The organism is Pseudomonas sp. B392_1p, assembly GCF_052245235.1.
GTDB lineage: Bacteria > Pseudomonadota > Gammaproteobacteria > Pseudomonadales > Pseudomonadaceae > Serpens > Serpens gallinarum.
In genome coordinates, this window is sequence record NZ_JBQPXM010000001.1 from 369,996 (window position 1) to 387,051 (window position 17,056).

General features: G+C 63.1%; 14 protein-coding genes. 9 read left to right on the forward strand and 5 right to left on the reverse strand.

The window, feature by feature from the left end; translation table 11 throughout:
* Positions 1-130 precede the first annotated feature (130 nt).
* The 6 genes from ACTV8E_RS01735 (at position 131) to ACTV8E_RS01760 (ending at position 8,689) form a co-directional block, all read left to right on the forward strand.
* Positions 131-1,672 carry a phosphoenolpyruvate carboxykinase gene (locus ACTV8E_RS01735; RefSeq protein WP_443198257.1) on the forward strand — a complete coding sequence of 514 codons (1,542 nt, stop codon included), beginning with the start codon at positions 131-133 and terminating at the stop codon, positions 1,670-1,672.
* A gap of 115 nt (positions 1,673-1,787) precedes the next feature.
* Positions 1,788-3,722 carry a RecQ family ATP-dependent DNA helicase gene (locus ACTV8E_RS01740; protein ID WP_443198258.1) on the forward strand — a complete coding sequence of 645 codons (1,935 nt, stop codon included), beginning with the start codon at positions 1,788-1,790 and terminating at the stop codon, positions 3,720-3,722.
* 212 nt (positions 3,723-3,934) lie between these two features.
* The gene (gene dsdA / locus ACTV8E_RS01745; RefSeq protein WP_443198259.1) at positions 3,935-5,287 is read left to right on the forward strand and encodes a D-serine ammonia-lyase; all 1,353 of its coding nucleotides are present in this window, start codon (positions 3,935-3,937) and stop codon (positions 5,285-5,287) included.
* 64 nt (positions 5,288-5,351) lie between these two features.
* Positions 5,352-6,293 carry a DNA-binding transcriptional regulator DsdC gene (dsdC, locus tag ACTV8E_RS01750; protein WP_443198260.1) on the forward strand — a complete coding sequence of 314 codons (942 nt, stop codon included), beginning with the start codon at positions 5,352-5,354 and terminating at the stop codon, positions 6,291-6,293.
* Positions 6,294-6,418: 125 nt separating this feature from the next.
* Positions 6,419-7,339: an aldo/keto reductase gene (locus ACTV8E_RS01755; RefSeq protein WP_443198261.1), complete on the forward strand. Its 921-nt coding sequence runs from the start codon at positions 6,419-6,421 to the stop codon at positions 7,337-7,339.
* Between the two features lie 39 nt (positions 7,340-7,378).
* Positions 7,379-8,689: an NTP/NDP exchange transporter gene (locus ACTV8E_RS01760; RefSeq protein WP_251835714.1), complete on the forward strand. Its 1,311-nt coding sequence runs from the start codon at positions 7,379-7,381 to the stop codon at positions 8,687-8,689.
* Here ACTV8E_RS01760 and ACTV8E_RS01765 read toward each other — a convergent pair.
* From ACTV8E_RS01765 to ACTV8E_RS01775, 3 genes are all read right to left on the reverse strand, one after another.
* Complete coding sequence (locus ACTV8E_RS01765) at positions 8,686-9,891, reverse strand: diguanylate cyclase (protein WP_443198262.1); 1,206 nt, start codon at positions 9,889-9,891, stop codon at positions 8,686-8,688. The two genes, ACTV8E_RS01760 and ACTV8E_RS01765, sit on opposite strands and share 4 nt — an antisense overlap.
* 169 nt (positions 9,892-10,060) lie before the next feature.
* Positions 10,061-10,243, reverse strand: a complete 183-nt coding sequence (locus ACTV8E_RS01770) for a hypothetical protein (RefSeq protein WP_443198263.1) — start codon at positions 10,241-10,243, stop codon at positions 10,061-10,063.
* A gap of 326 nt (positions 10,244-10,569) precedes the next feature.
* Positions 10,570-11,316: an NRDE family protein gene (locus tag ACTV8E_RS01775; protein ID WP_251835717.1), complete on the reverse strand. Its 747-nt coding sequence runs from the start codon at positions 11,314-11,316 to the stop codon at positions 10,570-10,572.
* A gap of 157 nt (positions 11,317-11,473) precedes the next feature.
* Between ACTV8E_RS01775 and ACTV8E_RS01780 the strand changes: the two genes are divergently transcribed.
* The 3 genes from ACTV8E_RS01780 to ACTV8E_RS01790 all read left to right on the forward strand — a co-directional run bounded on the left by ACTV8E_RS01780 (position 11,474) and on the right by ACTV8E_RS01790 (position 13,937).
* A complete protein-coding gene (locus tag ACTV8E_RS01780; protein WP_443198329.1) occupies positions 11,474-12,256 on the forward strand; it encodes a sulfite exporter TauE/SafE family protein in 783 nt (260 codons plus the stop codon).
* A 10-nt stretch (positions 12,257-12,266) separates the two neighbouring features.
* A complete protein-coding gene (gene lgt / locus ACTV8E_RS01785; RefSeq protein WP_273538202.1) occupies positions 12,267-13,061 on the forward strand; it encodes a prolipoprotein diacylglyceryl transferase in 795 nt (264 codons plus the stop codon).
* A gap of 81 nt (positions 13,062-13,142) precedes the next feature.
* Positions 13,143-13,937 (forward strand): thymidylate synthase, encoded by a 795-nt coding sequence (locus ACTV8E_RS01790; protein WP_273538201.1) that lies wholly within the window; start codon positions 13,143-13,145, stop codon positions 13,935-13,937.
* A gap of 260 nt (positions 13,938-14,197) precedes the next feature.
* Here the strand turns inward: ACTV8E_RS01790 and ACTV8E_RS01795 are convergent, their stop codons facing one another.
* Together ACTV8E_RS01795 and ACTV8E_RS01800 are read right to left on the reverse strand one after the other, a co-directional pair.
* Positions 14,198-15,574 carry a GTPase/DUF3482 domain-containing protein gene (locus ACTV8E_RS01795; protein WP_443198264.1) on the reverse strand — a complete coding sequence of 459 codons (1,377 nt, stop codon included), beginning with the start codon at positions 15,572-15,574 and terminating at the stop codon, positions 14,198-14,200.
* Positions 15,567-16,964, reverse strand: coding sequence for a DUF2868 domain-containing protein (locus ACTV8E_RS01800; RefSeq protein WP_443198265.1), 1,398 nt, complete (start codon positions 16,962-16,964; stop codon positions 15,567-15,569). The genes ACTV8E_RS01795 and ACTV8E_RS01800 overlap by 8 nt, the downstream gene beginning before the upstream one ends.
* Positions 16,965-17,056: the final 92 nt, after the last annotated feature.

Here is a 17,056-nt window from a genome sequence, read left to right on the forward strand (position 1 = left end):
CGTGCACAGCTGGGCGCTCCCTAAAATGCTGCATGTCTGGCATAATCCACCGCACTTTTTTCTCTGTAGTGGGTCTCGGGGTCCACTACATAATGCATAGAGAGGGCTCGGCGCTTGCCGACAAAGACACATGACGCAAACCAACAATACCGTGTACACCGCCATTAGTACTGCGCAGCTGGTCGAAGAAGCCCTTCGCCGCGGCGAGGGTGAACTGGCCGCCAATGGTTCTTTGGTTGTCCGCACCGGTCACCGTACTGGTCGTTCCCCGGCTGATCGCTATATCGTTGAAGAGCCGAGCACCCAGGACCAGATTGCCTGGGGCGCCATCAACCGTCCGTTCCCGGCCGACAAGTTCGATGCCCTGTGGGACCGCGTTGTAGCCTTCAACAATGCTCAGGATCACTTCGTATCCCATGTGCATGTCGGCTCTGCCGAAGAGCACTACCTGCCGGTGAAGATGGTCACTGCCACTGCCTGGCAGAACCTGTTCGGCCGCCAGCTGTTCATCAACCCGGAAACCTACAACCCGACCGGCAAAGCCGAGTGGCAGGTGCTGAACGTTTCCAATTTCGAGTGCGTGCCCGAGCGTGACGGCACCAACTCCGACGGTTGCGTGGTCATCAACTTCGCAGCGAAAAAAGTGCTGATCGCCGGTATGCGTTACGCCGGCGAGATGAAGAAGGCCATGTTCTCCGTGCAGAACTTCCTGCTGCCGGAAAAAGACGTGCTGCCCATGCACTGCGCCGCCAACATTGGCGAAGAGGGAGACGTCACCCTGTTCTTCGGTCTGTCGGGCACCGGCAAGACCACCTTGTCCGCCGACGAAAGCCGCTTCCTGATCGGCGACGACGAGCACGGCTGGGGCGAAGGTGTGGTGTTCAACATCGAAGGCGGTTGCTATGCCAAGTGCATCGACCTGTCTGAGAAGAACGAGCCGGTGATCTGGAAGGCGATCAAGTTCGGTGCTGTGCTGGAAAACGTCGTCCTCGACGAAAACCGCGAGCCGGATTATGCCGACGACAGCCTGACCCAGAACAGCCGCGCCGCCTACCCGCTGGAACACGTCGAGAAGCGTTCTGTAGCGAACCTGGGCGGCGAGCCCAATGCAGTGATCTTCCTGACCTGCGACCTGACGGGCGTGCTGCCGCCGGTGTCGATCCTCAACAACGAGCAGGCGGCTTACCACTTCCTTTCCGGCTACACCGCCCTGGTCGGTTCCACCGAAATGGGCTCGGGCGCCGGCATCAAGTCGACGTTCTCCACCTGCTTCGGCGCGCCGTTCTTCCCGCGTCCGGCCGGCGTCTACGCCGAGCTGCTGATCAAGCGTATCCAGGCCTTCGGCTCCAAGGTGTACCTGGTCAATACCGGCTGGACCGGCGGCGGTTACGGCGTTGGCAAGCGCTTCAACATCCCCACCACCCGTGCGGTGATCGCAGCGATCCAGAGCGGTGCGCTGGTGAATGCCGAGACCGAGCACCTGCCGATCATTAACCTGGACGTGCCGAAGGCTGTCGCCGGCGTCGAAACCGCCCTGCTCAACCCGCGCAACACCTGGGCTGACAAGGCTGCCTACGACGAAGCTGCCAAGTCCCTGGCCAAGCTGTTCACCGAGAACTTCAAGAAGTTCGACGTCAGCGACGCCATCAAGGCAGCGGGTCCGCAGCTCTAAGCGTGATTTTCGCGCTCCGCAAAGGCCGCCTTCGGGCGGCTTTTGCGTTTCAGCCTCTCAGGACCACACCCTGGGCTATGGTCATCGGCCTCGTTGAGTCCTCGGAGTGACAGCTATGTATCAAACGCTTGAGCGCGTGTTCGGTTATGTGCAATTTCGCCCTGGCCAGGAAGCCGCGATCGGTGCGGTGCTGGCAGGTCGCTCGGCGGCAGCTATCTTCCCCACAGGCTCGGGTAAATCGCTGTGTTACCAGTTGCCGGCGTTGCGCCTGCCGCACCTGACCCTGGTGGTCTCGCCCTTGCTGGCCCTGATGCAGGACCAACTGGCTTTTTTGCGCAGGCACGGCATCAGTGCGGCCAGCATCGATTCGGCGCAAAGCCGCGAACAGGTCAGCGAGACCATGGCCAAGGCCAAGGCCGGTGAGCTGAAGATCCTGATGATTTCGGTCGAGCGGCTCAAGAACGAGCGCTTCCGTAGTTTTATCCAGCAGGTGCCGATCTCCTTGCTCGTCATCGACGAGGCGCACTGCATTTCCGAATGGGGCCATAATTTTCGCCCCGATTACCTCAAATTGCCGGACTACCAGCGTCAGTTCGCCATACCCCAGGTGCTGCTGCTGACCGCCACCGCCACGCCACCGGTGATTGCCGACATGCGTGGCAAATTTGCCATCGCTGAGGCGGACGTGGTCACCACCGGTTTTTACCGACCCAACCTCAACCTGCGCATCGAGCCACTGGCCGGCCGCGCCAAGCTGTCCTGGCTCGGCCACTGGCTGTCGGCACGTCGTGAACAAGCGAGTATCGTCTACGTCACTCAACAAAAAACCGCGGAACAGGTGGCCGAGTTCCTGAGCCAGCAAGGCATCACAGCCCAGGCTTACCATGCGGGCCTGCCCCACGAGCGGCGCGAGGCGATTCAGCGCGGCTTCATGGCCGGACAGAGCCGCTGCATCGTGGCCACCATCGCGTTCGGCATGGGTATCGACAAGAGCGATATCCGCAACGTGGTGCATTTCGACTTGCCCAAATCCATCGAAAACTACAGCCAGGAAATCGGCCGCGCCGGGCGCGACGGTTTGCCGTCCGAGTGCCTGGTACTGGCCAACCGCGACAGCCTGAACGTGCTGGAGAACTTCGTCTATGGCGATACGCCGGAGCGCGAGGGCATTCAGTTCGTGCTGGAAGAGATTCGCCGCGCTGCGTCGGACGGCGAGTGGGAGCTGATGCTCAACACGCTTTCCACCCAGAGCAATATCCGCCTGCTGCCGCTGAAAACCTTGCTGGTTCAGCTGGAGCTGCGCGGCATCATTACCCCGCGTTACGCCTACTTTGCCGACTACCGGTTCAAGTACCTGATCGACGCCGAGGCGCTGCTGGCCAACTTCGACGGCGAGCGCCGGCAGTTCGTCGAGGCCATCGTTAACACCTCGCAGCGGGCACGCACCTGGTGCACGGTGGATTTCGAGCAGCTCTACAACCTACATCGCGCTGAACGCAGTCGTGTGGTCAAGGCGCTGGACTGGTTTCAGGAGAAGGGCTGGATCGAGCTGGAAAGCAAGCAGATGACCGAAGTCTACGCCGTGCTCGACAGCCGTTTCGATACCGCTGCATTGAGTGGCGAGCTGCATGCGTATTTCAAACAACACGAAGCCAGCGAAATCGACCGTATTCGCGCCATGCTCGATCTGTTCGCCAGCGAGCAGTGCCTGAGCCAGCGTCTGGCTGGTTATTTTGGCGATCTGGCCGCACCGCACCACTGTGGGCACTGTTCAGTGTGTCAGGGGCACATTGCGCACTTGCCGGAGCCGCCCCCGTTGCAGCCGCTGAGCGATTACGCGCTGCCCAGTGTGAGCGGCCCGTTCCGCACGCGCTATCAGGCCGCGAAAGGCGGTGAGCCCAGCAGCGAATGCCTGACCCGCTTTCTCGTCGGCATCAGCGTGCCGTTGTTTACCACGCTCAAGGCCAAGGGAATCGCGGGCTTCGGAGCACTGGAGAACTACCCCTACGCGCAGGTGCGGGAAGCGGTAGAAAAGCTGCAGTGGGATTAAACGTCAGCCTGAAACAGTAGAACATTTCCTTGGGCAATCAGGTCTACGGATGACGCTGGATCATCCATAGGGGTCTAAAAACATCGTTTGTAACGGGCGAGTCCGCGGTGCTTAATCGCCTGCATCGACCGTCACCGGGTGAAATCCTGCGCCAGAATAACGTTTCCGGCCCGGTGATATGAAGGCCAACTTAATTGTCTGGAGTACCCCTCATGATCCTGGATAAAACGATTGCTCAATGGTGCCAAAGCCATCCCCTGATCGCCGAGTTGATCAACCTGCAAGAAACCACGTGGTTCAACCCCGCACTGGCAGCCAGCGCCGATGCCTTGGCCGATGTGCCGGTAAGCGCCGCCGATATCGAAGACGCCAGCGCTCGGCTGAAACGCTTCGCGCCTTATATCCGTTCCGTATTTCCGGAAACCCGTGAACACCAGGGCATCATCGAATCCCCGTTGGTTCCGCTGCCCACGCTGCAGGCCGCGCTGACGACCGGCCATGACGTGCCGTCAGGTGGCGCGCTGTGGCTCAAGGCCGATAACCAGTTGCCCATCTCCGGCTCGATCAAGGCGCGCGGGGGTATCTATGAAGTGCTCAAGCACGCCGAGGATCTGGCACTGGCCGCCGGCCTGCTCAAACCTGGCGACGATTACGCGAAACTGGACAGCCAGCAAGCGCGGGATTTCTTTTCCCAGTACAGCGTTGCGGTCGGGTCGACCGGCAATCTCGGGCTCTCGATCGGGATCATGAGTGCGCGCCTGGGGTTTCAGGCCACGGTGCATATGTCGGCTGACGCGCGACAATGGAAGAAGGACGAACTGCGCGCGCGCGGCGTGACCGTCATGGAATATGAGTCCGACTACAGCGTGGCGGTTGAACAGGGCCGCAAGCAATCCGAAGCCGACCCGCGTTGCCACTTTGTGGATGACGAAAACTCGGTCAACCTCTTTCTCGGCTATGCGGTCGTGGCCGAACGTCTGCAGCAGCAACTGACGGCCGCAGGCGTACGCGTCGATGAAGAGCACCCGTTGTTCGTCTATTTGCCCTGCGGTGTCGGTGGCGGCCCGGGAGGCGTCGCCTTCGGCTTGAAGCACCTTTTTGGCGACGCCGTGCACTGCATCTTTGCTGAGCCGACCCACTCGCCTTGCATGCTGCTGGGCGTCTATACCGGGTTGCATGATGCCGTGTCCGTGTACGATTTCGGCATCGATAACCTCACGGCTGCCGATGGTCTGGCGGTGGGCCGCCCCTCCGGCTTCGTGGGCCGATCCATGCAGCGCCTGATCGATGGCTACTACACCGTTGACGACGATGAGTTGTACCGCCTGCTGGCGTTGCTCGAGTCGACCGAAGGCATCAGGCTGGAGCCTTCTGCGGTGGCCGGCGTGCCGGGAATGATTCGGGTTTTAACGGAGCGGCAGGGCTACCGGGAACGCCTGCAGCTATCCGAGCGCCGTCTGGCCAATGCCACTCACCTGATCTGGGGAACCGGGGGCAGCATGGTGCCTCGCGAGGAAATGAACGCCTACCTGGAAAAGGGCCGAGCACTTCTGGCTGAGCGGTAACTTCATCGTCCGGCTTGGCCCCTGCGTACGGGATCGCACGTGCCGCTAGCGGAGAATTCAAGCGATGCTGAACCTGCCTCCCCGATTGGGCGCGAGTCTCAACAGTGCGCAGTTCGCCAACCTGCATACGTTCTGGGTGGCCGCGCGACATTTGAGCTTTTCACTGGCCGCCCAGGAGCTGTGTCTTACGCCAAGCGCTGTCAGTCACCGCATCCGTCGGCTTGAGCAGGCCCTGTCGCTGCGCCTGTTCGAGCGGTTGACACGCAAGGTGCGGCTCACCGAGGAAGGGGAGCGCGTCTTCTTGATCCTGCAAGGGGTCATCGACCAGCTGAGCGAGGCCGTGCAGCAGTCCCCGGGCTCCGAGGTGTCCGGTTCGGTCGCGCTGTATTCTCACCCGTCGGTCGCGGCGTGCTGGCTGGTTCCCCGCTTGGCCGACTTTCACGAGCGCTACCCGCAGATCGCACTGGATATCCGTGTCGGCAACGACAGCATTGATTTCCGTACGCAGACGGTCGATTTGCTCTTGCTGTATGCCAACGGCGAGTTCCCAGGCCTGGTCAGCCACAGGCTGATGGATGAGCGTATCGCGCCGATCTGTAGCCCGACATACGCTCGCAAGCACCGCCTGCTGGAACAACCCGAAAATCTCCGTGACTGCACACTGCTGCACGATTCTCAGGCCTGGGAAAATGCGGCGTTCGATGCAGAGTGGCGCTTATGGGCACACCATAACGGCCAGCTGGATGGGTTGCCTGCCAAAAGCCTGACCTTTGATCGCTCCGACCTGTGCGTAAGCGCCGCCATGCACGGTGCCGGAATCGCACTGGGTCGACAGCGCCTGGTGCAACAGCATCTGGATCACGGCGAGCTGGTGCTTCCGCTGGGCGGTTTTACCCAGCCGGGCCGCTACGAGTATTTCCTCGTCCACCCGCACCGCGAACCCATGCCCAAGCGGGTGCAGGTGGTAATTGATTGGCTGAAGAAATGCGCAGAAGCTACTGCATAAATGGCGCAACGGGTCGGGTGTTTTTCCGGTGAGTTAACGGCTCACGGAACGCTACGCGCGCACGTGTGTCGGTGCTGTATTGGACGGGCTGCGAGGAGTCCGTGGGCCACACACCGGAGGTTTCCATGCACAAGCGTCGTCACTTTCTCCAGTACAGCGCCCTTGCCGCAGCGCTGGCCGCCCTGCCGCCGTGGTTGGCAGCCGCCACAGTGCCCGGGCAGGGCCTGTTGCAGCGCAAGATTCCCTCGTCAGGCGAGATGCTGCCGGTGATCGGCCTGGGCACCTCGCGCACCCATAACGTCGGGCTTGATGATGACGACCTGCAACCGCTGATCGAGGTGCTGCAAGCCCTGGTCAACGGCGGGGCGCGGGTGATTGACACGGCGCCCAGCTACGGCAACGCCGAACGCGTGACGGGCGAGCTGGTGCAGCGAATGGCGGCGCGCGACAAGGTATTTCTCGCCACCAAGGTGTCCTCCACGGGGCGCGAGGCCGGACGCCGGCAGGTCGAGGCGAGCTTCAAGGCCTTGCAGACCGATAAGGTCGACCTGATCCAGGTTCACAACCTGCAGGACACTGCCACTCAGCTGCAGATGCTGCGCGAACTCAAAGAGCAAGGCCGCGTGCGCTATGTGGGCATTACCCATTCCAGCGAGTCGGCCCATGATGAGCTGTTGGCCGTGCTGCAGCGCGAGCCGGGTATCGATTTCATGCAGGTCAATTACTCGGTTGCCGAGCGCAATGCGCAAAAGCGCCTGCTGCCGTATTGCGCGGACCATGGCATCGCCACGCTGATCAACCGACCCTTTACGCGCGGCAATCTGCTGTCGCGGGTCAGGGACCGTCCGCTGCCGGATTGGGCCATCGAGATCGATGCCACCTCCTGGGCGCAGCTGCTGCTCAAATTCATCCTTGCCGAGCCGGCGGTCACCGCGGTCATCCCGGCCACGTCTACTCCGCGCTACATGGCCGACAACCTGCTGGCCGGCCAGGGCCGCTTGCCGGATGCACAGCAGCGGGCGCGGATCGTCGAGGCGTTTGCATAAGGTGCCACGCACTGACCGCTAGGCTTTGGGAGCGACTGCATGCCTGACGCTACGTCACCATCACGCCTGGCGCGTCTGATCAACGCCGAAGCGGGTGAGTTCTGGCCGGCACTGGCGGGTTTTGCACTGTTCTTCTGCCTGTTCGCCGGGTATTTCATGCTGCGGCCGATCCGCGAATCCATGGGCATTCAGGGTGGGGTGGAAAACCTGCAATGGCTGTTTACCGCCACCTTCGTGGCCATGTTGCTGGCGGTGCCGGTGTTTGCCTGGCTCAACTCGACGGTGGCGCGCATTCACTACATCGATTGGGTGTACGGCTTCTTCGGCCTGAACCTGTTGCTGTTTGCCGGGCTGTTCGCCGTGCTGCGCGACAGCGTCTGGCTGGCGCGCGCCTTTTACGTGTGGATCTCGGTGTACAACCTGTTCGTGGTGTCGGTGGCCTGGAGCCTGATGGCCGATGTGTTCGACGCTCGCCAGGCGAAGCGGCTGTTTGCGTTCATTGCCGCGGGGGCGAGTGTCGGCGGGCTGGCGGGGCCGGCGTTCAGCGCGCTGCTGATCGGCGCGCTGGGCGAAGCCGGGCTGATGGCCCTGGCTGCCGCGTTGTTGCTCCTGGCGGTGGGGTTCAAGCATTACCTGATGGGGTGGCGAGAGCGCGGCGGCGCCGGGCGCCCGGGTGCGCCCCAGACGGAACATACCCGCAAGCCGGTGCCGGGCAATCCGTTCAGTGGCCTGACTCGCGTGCTTGGCTCGCGCTACTTGCTGGGTATCTCTAGCTTCGTGATCCTGCTGGCCACGGTCACCACGTTTTTGTATTTCGAGCAGGCACGCCTGGTGGCTGAATTGTTCCCTGAGCGGGATACCCAAGTGCGGGTGTTCGGCGCCATTGATTTCACTGTCCAGGCCGGTGCATTACTGGCACAGCTGTTCGTTACCGGACGGGTTGCCCAGCAGCTGGGCATCAGGGTGCTGCTGACGGCCGTGCCGGCACTGGTGTGCCTGGGGTTTCTCGGTCTGGCGCTGGCGCCGGTATTTGCCATGCTGGCGGGGCTGATGATTGTACGGCGCATCGGCGAATACGCCTTTATCCGACCCGGTCGGGAAATGCTCTTCGCACCGCTGGACGCCGAGAGCAAGTACAAGGCGAAAAACGTCATCGACACCGTGGTTTATCGCGGCGGTGACGTGCTCAGTGCCTGGGTCAAGAGCGCGCTGGATACGCTGGGCCAGGGCACGACACTGATCGCCCTGGTCGGTGCGGTGTGTGCGGCGGTATGGGGCGTGCTGGGTTGGTACCTGGGTGGGCGTGCCGATCGCACGGCGGGCAAGGCGGCTGTAACCGTAGCCCGTTAGACGCTGGCGGTGAGCGCAGGTGCGTCGGTTGCCTGCTGTGTCTCTGGCGAGTCGCTGCACACCACTTGATTGCGCCCGTTGCTTTTGGCCAAGTACATGCGTTGGTCGGCCCGTTCGAGCAACTCCTGAGGAGTCCGGATACGGTCATGACAGCGCTCGGCCAACCCGATGCTGGCGGTCAGCGGCTTGCCATCGGGTCGCTGACCAAGGCCGTTGCTCACGATGCGCTGCAAGGCACGGTTGGCCTGAGCAAGGTCAGTATTGGGCATGAGCAGTAGAAACTCTTCACCTCCCCAGCGAAGCAGGCTGTCGGAGCTGCGTAGCTTGGCGGTCAAGGTCTCGGTGAAGTTGCGCAGGGTGCGGTCGCCGGCTTCATGGCCATAGGTGTCATTGATGCTCTTGAAATGGTCAAGGTCGATGAAGGCCAGCGCCAGGGTGCCATTGCTGCGATCAACGAGGTTCCATTGCAGGTCGAGAATTTCTTCTCCGCTGCCGCGGGACAGGATGCCGGTCAGCGGATCGCGGATGGCCTGACGCACCAGGGCGATCATGAAGGCCAACTGGCTCATGGATGCCAAGGCCGTCACCCCGGCGATCAATATCAGCAGCCAGAAACCACCCGCAAACGACGGCCAGTTCAACGTCGACCAGTTCATATAGCCGGCCACCCCCTGGGCGATGAGCAGCAGGGTGGCAAGCAGCAGATTTTCCAGCAGCGTCAGGGGGAATATTGCCAATCCCGCCATCAGCACGAAGGGCAAGAATGCGTAGCCGGTGGCCACTGCTGCGGAGAACTGGGTCAGCTCGTGTCCGCGCAGCAACGTATGCGAGGCGATGTAAAACAAGGTGGGGATGGCGAACAGAATGGCGATGGCCAGGTAGGCATCTGTCAGACGGCCGCTGGGCCGATACATAAACAACAGGCTGGCAAAGGCCCCGCAGGCCAGGAGGCGGAACATGGCCAGGCCGGTCCATAACGGGTAACTGAAGACCATGAAGTCGACGATGCTCCACAATGGCGTGAGTACCGCGAACAAAAAGGCGAACAGCCGTACCCGATTGATGATCATCATTGCACGGCGCTGGCTGAGTAACAGCGAATGCCGTTGTGGCAGGAGCAACTGAGGCGTTTCGCTCGCATGAAGCTCGCTGGGAAGTAGCGAAGACAAGCGCTTGCTAAGCGCCACAAAAAGAGTCGTCATTATTGTTATTGACCCGAGGTATCCCTAGGTAATGTGGGCTGCCGGAGCCTGCTCAAAGCATGCTGCTCAATTGCAGGTGCGCATGCCGCGAACGTTCCGCGTTGCCCGGTCTACGTGTGAAGAGGGGGAGAACCTTGGCATGTTTGTGCGGGCCGGTTACTGCTCCAGATCAATACTGATAATTACTGCAACCATCCGCCATTGGCTTCTTCGCGGTTAATCCGGCGAGCGCTTGACGGTTATGTTGTTCAACTGTGTTCCGGGCCTGGTCGAGCGGCTGGTCAATTCCCCACCAGTGACCGCCAGACTGCGTGATGACTGCATTTCGCCCGCCCACAAACAGCTTATCCACAGGGTGATCCACGGCTTCTGGGGATGGCTTGCCAACAGGCGCGTACCGGGCCTGTATCACGCGTGCGAGGGGATAATCGCCACCTGGGTCAAAACTCATCGCACCGTCGTAACCCGATGGAATCAAGGGCTACAGCGCTGCGCTGACCGCTGGCCCACAGCTTTTGCCCAGGTTATGGAGAAACATAGGCACCAACGGGTTGGCTGAAAAAGACCTAAGGCCAGCGAGGCCGCATGAGCGCTGCCCTGAAGGGCTTATCCAACAGCTTATCCACAGATTTCTCCCGGAAAACTGTTGGTAACTGCTGAGGCTTCTTGCGCGGGGGCCTACAGCTGGAGACGGACTTCACCCAGGTGAGCGCCAGCCGGCCCAAAGCTGCGCTCACGCATTTCCCGCTGGCCGTTGGCAGCTACCAGCAAGGTGGTGCTGGCCCGCGTGCCGTAGTGAGCGCCAGCGATAAACACACTGGATAACAAGCGTTCGGTGGCAAGGCCGACACCGGTGTCTGGCAACTGGGCGTCGGCAGCGGGCTGTGGATCGGCCAGCAATTTCAACAGCTGCTCGCTATCGGCAGCATCCAGGCACTCGGTCAGGGCTTGTTTGGCACGCTGCAGTTTTGGCCAGGGCGTGTCCAGGCGGGCATTGGACAGGCCGTATATGCCGGCCGGCAACACACGGGGTTCGCCCTCGCGGGAATTGAAATAGCACAATTGCCGAGGATCACCGACCAGCAAATTGAAGCCGGAGTACTGGGTGGCCTGGCGTGCCAAGCCGTTCAGATAGTCCAGCGGCGACTGGTCGCCCTTCAGGAACGTGGCGGTCAATTCGCCGCGCGAGCGCAGCCCCTGTGGCTGGTCGGGGTCGCGGATATTGGTCAGCGCGGCAAAGCGACCCCCAGCGCCGATCCCCAGCCAGGTGCCACCGGCTTCCAGATCGCGCCCGGCGTACACGCTCGGCGCGTCTTCCCAGCGGGCCAGGGGCAGGCTCGGACGAGCATGGAATTCGTCGCGATTGGCCGCGACCAGCAACGGCAAGGCATGGCCGGGGCGCCAGGCGAATACGATCAGGCACATGACAGGTTCCAGTGTGAGAGACGCCTACACGCTATGGCAGCCGAGGCGTGCCGGCAAGCGCGTTCGCGCTCAGGGCGGATTAACCTTCTATCTCTTCATTCGCGTGGTCAGCCCGTCATGGGTTCGCTACCATGCCGCTTTCGTCGTGGGGGCTGTCATGGTATTCGCGCTCTATCTCGTACTTGGTGCTTGCGCCGGTGTGCTGGCCGGCCTGTTCGGGGTCGGTGGCGGGATGGTCATCGTCCCGGTGCTGATCTTCAGCTTCACCGCCCAGGGCGTGGCACCCGAAGTGCTCACCCACCTGGCGGTCGGCACCTCGCTGGCCACCATCGCGTTCACCTCGATCAGCTCGATTCGCGAGCACCACCGCCGTGGCGCGGTGCGCTGGCCGATCTTCGTCTGGCTGAGCCTGGGCATTTTGGTCGGCGGCGTATTCGGTGCGCTGACCGCCTTGGCGCTGCAAGGTCCGCTGCTGCAAAAGGTCATTGGCGTGTTCGCCATCTGCATCGCCATCCAGATGGGCTTCGATCTGCGCCCCAAGGCCCACCGCGAGGTACCGGGCAAGCCCGGACTGACCGCCGCCGGCGGGGTGATTGGTTGGGTTTCGGCAATCATCGGCGTCGGCGGCGGTTCGTTGACCGTGCCCTTCCTGGCCTGGAACAGCGTACCCATGCAGCAGGCGGTGGCCACCTCGGCGGCCTGCGGCCTGCCGATCGCGCTGATCAGTGCGCTGAGTTTCATGGTGCTGGGCTGGAACGTGGAACCTCTCCCCGAGTGGAGTGTCGGTTACGTCTATTTGCCGGCTGTGCTCGGCATCGCGCTGACCAGCATGTTCTTTGCCCGTTTCGGCGCGCAGCTGGCGCACCGGTTGTCGCCGAAGTTGCTCAAGCGGCTGTTTGCCCTACTACTGCTGTCCGTTGGCATCAGTTTTCTGATTTAAGGAGTCTTGCATGCTGCCTTACCCGCAGATCGACCCGGTGGCCATCGCCCTCGGCCCGCTGAAAATCCACTGGTACGGGTTGATGTACCTGATTGGCATCGGTGGCGCCTGGTGGCTGGCCTCGCGCCGGGTGCAGCGCTTCGCCCCAGAGTGGAACAAGGAGAAGCTCTCCGACCTGGTGTTCTGGGTGGCCATGGGGGTGATCGTCGGCGGGCGGTTGGGCTACGTGCTGTTCTACGACCTGGCGGCCTATCTGAACGATCCGAGCCTGATCCTGCAGGTGTGGAAGGGTGGCATGTCGTTCCATGGCGGGCTGATCGGCGTGCTGCTGTGCAGCTGGATCTTTGCCCGGCGCAACGGCAAGTCGTTCTTTGAGCTGATGGACTTCATCGCTCCGCTGGTGCCGATTGGCCTGGGTGCCGGACGCATTGGCAACTTCATCAATGCTGAGCTTTGGGGCAAGGCCACCGATCTGCCCTGGGCGATGATCTTCCCCACCGATCCGCAGCAACTGGCGCGCCATCCCTCGCAGCTGTACCAGTTCGCCCTGGAAGGCGTGGCGCTGTTCGTCATCCTCTGGCTGTATTCGCGCAAGCCACGGCCGACCATGGCGGTGTCCGGGTTGTTTGCGGTGTGCTACGGCATCTTCCGCTTTATCGTCGAGTTTGTCCGCGTGCCGGATGCCCAGCTCGGCTATCTGGCCTTCGACTGGCTGACCATGGGCCAGGTACTGTGTATTCCGATGATCCTGCTGGGCGGCAGCATGATGCTCTGGGCTTACAAACGCGACGCACGCTACGCCTGATCAGTTGGCGTTAACCCGCTCAAGCCGTAACCGGGGCACATGGGATACCATGCGCCCCAGCCACGTTTTTACGAGTCAACGATGAAACAGTACCTCGACCTGATGCGCCATGTGCGCGAACACGGCACCTTCAAGAGCGACCGCACCGGCACCGGCACCTACAGCGTGTTCGGCCATCAGATGCGCTTCAACCTGGCTGATGGCTTTCCGCTGGTCACCACCAAGAAGTGCCACCTGAAATCCATCATTCACGAGTTGCTGTGGTTCCTGCAGGGCGATACCAATATCAAGTACTTGCAGGAAAACGGCGTGCGTATCTGGGACGAGTGGGCCGACGAGAACGGCGAACTGGGCCCGGTGTACGGCTACCAGTGGCGCAGCTGGCCGGCGCCCAATGGCGAGTCCATCGACCAGATCGCCAAGCTGATCCAGATGATCAAGACCAACCCGGACTCGCGTCGGTTGATCGTATCTGCGTGGAACCCGGCGCTGGTTGACCAGATGGCCCTGCCGCCGTGCCATGCGCTGTTCCAGTTCTACGTCGCCGACGGCAAGCTCAGTTGCCAGCTGTACCAGCGCTCGGCGGACATTTTCCTCGGCGTGCCCTTCAACATTGCCAGCTACGCACTGTTGACGCTGATGGTGGCGCAGGTCACCGGCCTGCAACCGGGCGAGTTCATCTGGAGCGGCGGTGATTGCCACCTGTACGCCAACCATATCGAGCAGACCGACCTGCAACTCACTCGTGAGCCGCTGCCGCTGCCGCAGATGAAGCTCAATCCCCAGGTGAAGGACCTGTTCGATTTCACGTTCGAGGACTTCGAACTGGTGGGCTACCAGAGCCACCCGCACATCAAGGCACCGGTCGCGGTGTAGTCGCGGCGTTCGGACGCTTGTAGGGTGGATGTCGTTTTTTACATCCACCCTGGCTCCGCTCGGTGGGCCGCCACCCCGTGGATCGCCCCCCGGTGGATCGATGAAGCGCGATCCACCCTACGTATCGTTACTACCCTGCGTTGCTGGCATCCGTTTCTGTAGGCGTGCGTACTGGCGATCACGGCATCAAAACATCGCCAGCAATCTGACCCCTACCAAGGCTGCTTACCACGCATAACGAAGAAGCGCATCAATCCATCTTACGTGGCATCCACCAGTGTGTTGCTCAAGGCGGCCAATTGCGTCTGACGCTCTTCCTCCTGCAACTTCGCGCCGCTGTTCAACGACGACCATTCCGGGTGAGCGCGGGCCTTGTGCAGGGCCTCGGGCAGCTTGCCTTCGCGCCAGTTTATATCCTGCGGGTTTTTCAAGTGGATCGCCGTGGTCGCGGCATGGCCGCGCGCGTGCAGGGCATCGAGCAGCTGTTTCTGGCGCAGGGCGAGCAGGCGCAGCACGGCGTCGTCCACGGTGAGTTCGCGCTGGCCTTTTAATTTGCCCAGCAGGCGATTGCCGTAATGGCGGGCGGTTTGCGCGCCGCCGCCAGCAAGTGCGCCGAGCAGGGCGGCGGCGCCCAGGGTGATGCCGCCCACCAACAGGTCGACGCCGGCTCCGGCCGCAGCACCCGCGGCCATGCCGCTGCCGATCTTCACGCCCATCTGCTTGAGGGTTTCCGGGTTGAACAGGTCGTCCCCCCAGCGCCCGCCCAGCAGAGGCAGTGCGCCGGTCGCGGCATCCTCGGGGCGAAACGCATAGAGGCGCAGCAGCGCATCGACGCAGCGCTGCTCACGCTGGCGCACGGCGTCGTGCAGTGCACCGATCGCGGCCTGTTCCCGTTCCGGCTGGGCTTCCACGCTGCGCCGGCAGGCGGCCACGTCCAGCAGCAGTTCGGCGATCAGTCGCGCACCGCTTTGTCGGCGTTGCTCGGCCTGGGCTTCGCGGTCGGCGATCAGACGCTCCAGCGGCGCGCGGGCTGACTCCAGCAGCAGCGCCAGGCTTTCATACAGGCGCCGCTCGCCGTCTTCCGGCGGCGCCACGGTATCGAAGCGCACCAGAGCATGCAGGCCGAGACGGGCCAGGGCGGTGCGCCACTCCTCTTCGCGCTGCTGGGCGTCGCGCACGAAGTTCAGCACCGGCAGCAGAGGCTTGCCGCAATCGGCGAGCACCGCCAATTCGTCGCGATACTTGGCCAGCACCGGCTCGCGGGCATCGATGACGTAGAACCCCGCGTCGCTGGCCAGCAGTTGGCGCAGCACCTTGGCTTCCTGTTCGAAGCGCTGGCGTGCCTCGGCGGCGTCGAGAAAGCGGCTAATGCGTGCCGGGCCGTCGAGGCGTTCGCCGGGGCGTTCCAGTCGCTCCAGGTAGTCCAGCAGGGCGATGGCATCTTCCAGGCCGGGGGTGTCGTACAGCTCCAGCACCGCCTGGCCATCCACGGATAGGCGTGCGCCCTCGACATGCCGGGTGGTACTCGGGCGGTGGGAGACTTCGCCGAAGCCGACATCGCGGGTCAGGGTGCGTAGCAGCGAGGTCTTGCCCACATTGGTGTGGCCGACCACGGCGAGTTTCAGCGGTTTAGTCATGTCCGGTCTCCAGCCAGGCCAGCGGTGCGGCACAGCCATGGGGCAGGCCCAGCTGTTCGAGGGCCGTGTGCCAGTCAGCCAGGCGCAGGCTGTCCAGCGCTTCGCCGGGCGGTGCCTGCAGCAGCCAGACACGGGTCATCGCGGCGCAGCGCGACAGTTCGCCCAGCAGCGCCAGGGTGCCGCGATCCGGCGAGCGGCGTGGGTCGCAGGCGATCAGCAGGCGCGCCGGTGGAAATCGGGTCAGTTGGTCGAGCAGGCGCCGGCGCTGTTCGCGGTCGTCGAGTATGCCGGCATCGGCGACACCCTTTGGCAATGCGGGCGGCCAAGCTCGGCTGGTATCCAGCTCGACGGCCACCAGCACGGCGCCGTCGGCGTGTTCGGGATGGCTGCCGGCGTGGACCAACGGCAAGGAGTCTGGCGCCGCGTCGCTGATGCCCAGGCGTTCGCTGGGCGGGTTCAGGCGTTCGCGCAACAGCGCGTAGCCGGGGGCGGCGGGGTCCAGATGCAGGCGAGTAACGCCGTGCTTCCAGCGCCACAGGCAAAACAGGCCGAGCAGCAGGCGCGGCAGCAGGCCATACACCAGCAGCACGCCGAGCAGCCAGCCGGCCCAGGCCTGGCGGGCGCTTTCCTCGGCCAGAGCAGCAGTGCCACTGGCGCGGATCTGTTCAATGTCCGGCAGGCTGAAACCGAGCAGCGCCGGCAGGGCGCCCAGCGCCTGGGTCAGGGCAACGAAGCTGTCGCCGCCAAGAATGGTCGTTTCCCAGACGAAGCCGTAGCGGCGCGTGGACAGCATCGCCAGCAGCAGGACCAACGCGGCCAGCAACGCCAGCAGCCACAGACCGTGCACCACGGCGCCCAGGCCCCAGCGGGCCAGGCGGCGGCGCTGCAGCAGGAGCATCAGGGCCGGCGCGAGCTGCGCGGCCTGGGCATCGCGGGCAAATTTTTCGCTGAGCCACAGCCACAGCCGGCCCAGCGCGCCGCCGCTGTCGCCGGTCAGCAGCAAGCCCAGCGCCCAGCCGAGTAGAGTCAGCAGGTGCAAGCCGAGCAGGCTGCCCAGGGCCCAGAACACGTTGACCGGGCGCTGGCCATCGCCCAGGGCGGCAAACGCCAGGCCGGCGCCGCTGAACAGGGCGAGCAGCAGCAGGACGATCAACGCCAGGCGTGCGCCTTGGTGCCAGTGGCGCAGCGCGGCAAGCTGGCCGTCGCGCTCGGCGAGCAACAGGGCGCGGGCGTCGATGCGTTGTTCCAGGCTCTCGCCGGCTTGGCGAGCACGGCGGATGGCTTCGCCGTCTTCCAGAGGACCGGCCTGTTCCTCGCGCAGGCGAATGGCTTCGCACAGCCACAGACGATCAAGATGGGATAAATTGGACGCGGATGGGGTTGAGCTCACGGCAATACTCACGGCCAGGGGGCCTGAAGAGGATAACGGAAAAGCCGCGAAGAGCGCTCAAGGCGTACAAGCGGGTGACTCTGTTGGGATTC

Coding starts and splice junctions, on each gene's coding strand:
- dsdA (WP_443198259.1), top strand. CDS start 3,935: ATGATCCTGGATAAAACGATTGCTCAATGGTGCCAAAGCCATCCCCTG.
- ACTV8E_RS01790 (WP_273538201.1), top strand. CDS start 13,143: ATGAAACAGTACCTCGACCTGATGCGCCATGTGCGCGAACACGGCACC.
- ACTV8E_RS01795 (WP_443198264.1), bottom strand. CDS start 15,574: ATGACTAAACCGCTGAAACTCGCCGTGGTCGGCCACACCAATGTGGGC.
- lgt (WP_273538202.1), top strand. CDS start 12,267: ATGCTGCCTTACCCGCAGATCGACCCGGTGGCCATCGCCCTCGGCCCG.
- ACTV8E_RS01780 (WP_443198329.1), top strand. CDS start 11,474: ATGGTATTCGCGCTCTATCTCGTACTTGGTGCTTGCGCCGGTGTGCTG.
- ACTV8E_RS01775 (WP_251835717.1), bottom strand. CDS start 11,316: ATGTGCCTGATCGTATTCGCCTGGCGCCCCGGCCATGCCTTGCCGTTG.
- ACTV8E_RS01735 (WP_443198257.1), top strand. CDS start 131: ATGACGCAAACCAACAATACCGTGTACACCGCCATTAGTACTGCGCAG.
- ACTV8E_RS01760 (WP_251835714.1), top strand. CDS start 7,379: ATGCCTGACGCTACGTCACCATCACGCCTGGCGCGTCTGATCAACGCC.
- ACTV8E_RS01740 (WP_443198258.1), top strand. CDS start 1,788: ATGTATCAAACGCTTGAGCGCGTGTTCGGTTATGTGCAATTTCGCCCT.
- ACTV8E_RS01755 (WP_443198261.1), top strand. CDS start 6,419: ATGCACAAGCGTCGTCACTTTCTCCAGTACAGCGCCCTTGCCGCAGCG.
- ACTV8E_RS01765 (WP_443198262.1), bottom strand. CDS start 9,891: ATGACGACTCTTTTTGTGGCGCTTAGCAAGCGCTTGTCTTCGCTACTT.
- dsdC (WP_443198260.1), top strand. CDS start 5,352: ATGCTGAACCTGCCTCCCCGATTGGGCGCGAGTCTCAACAGTGCGCAG.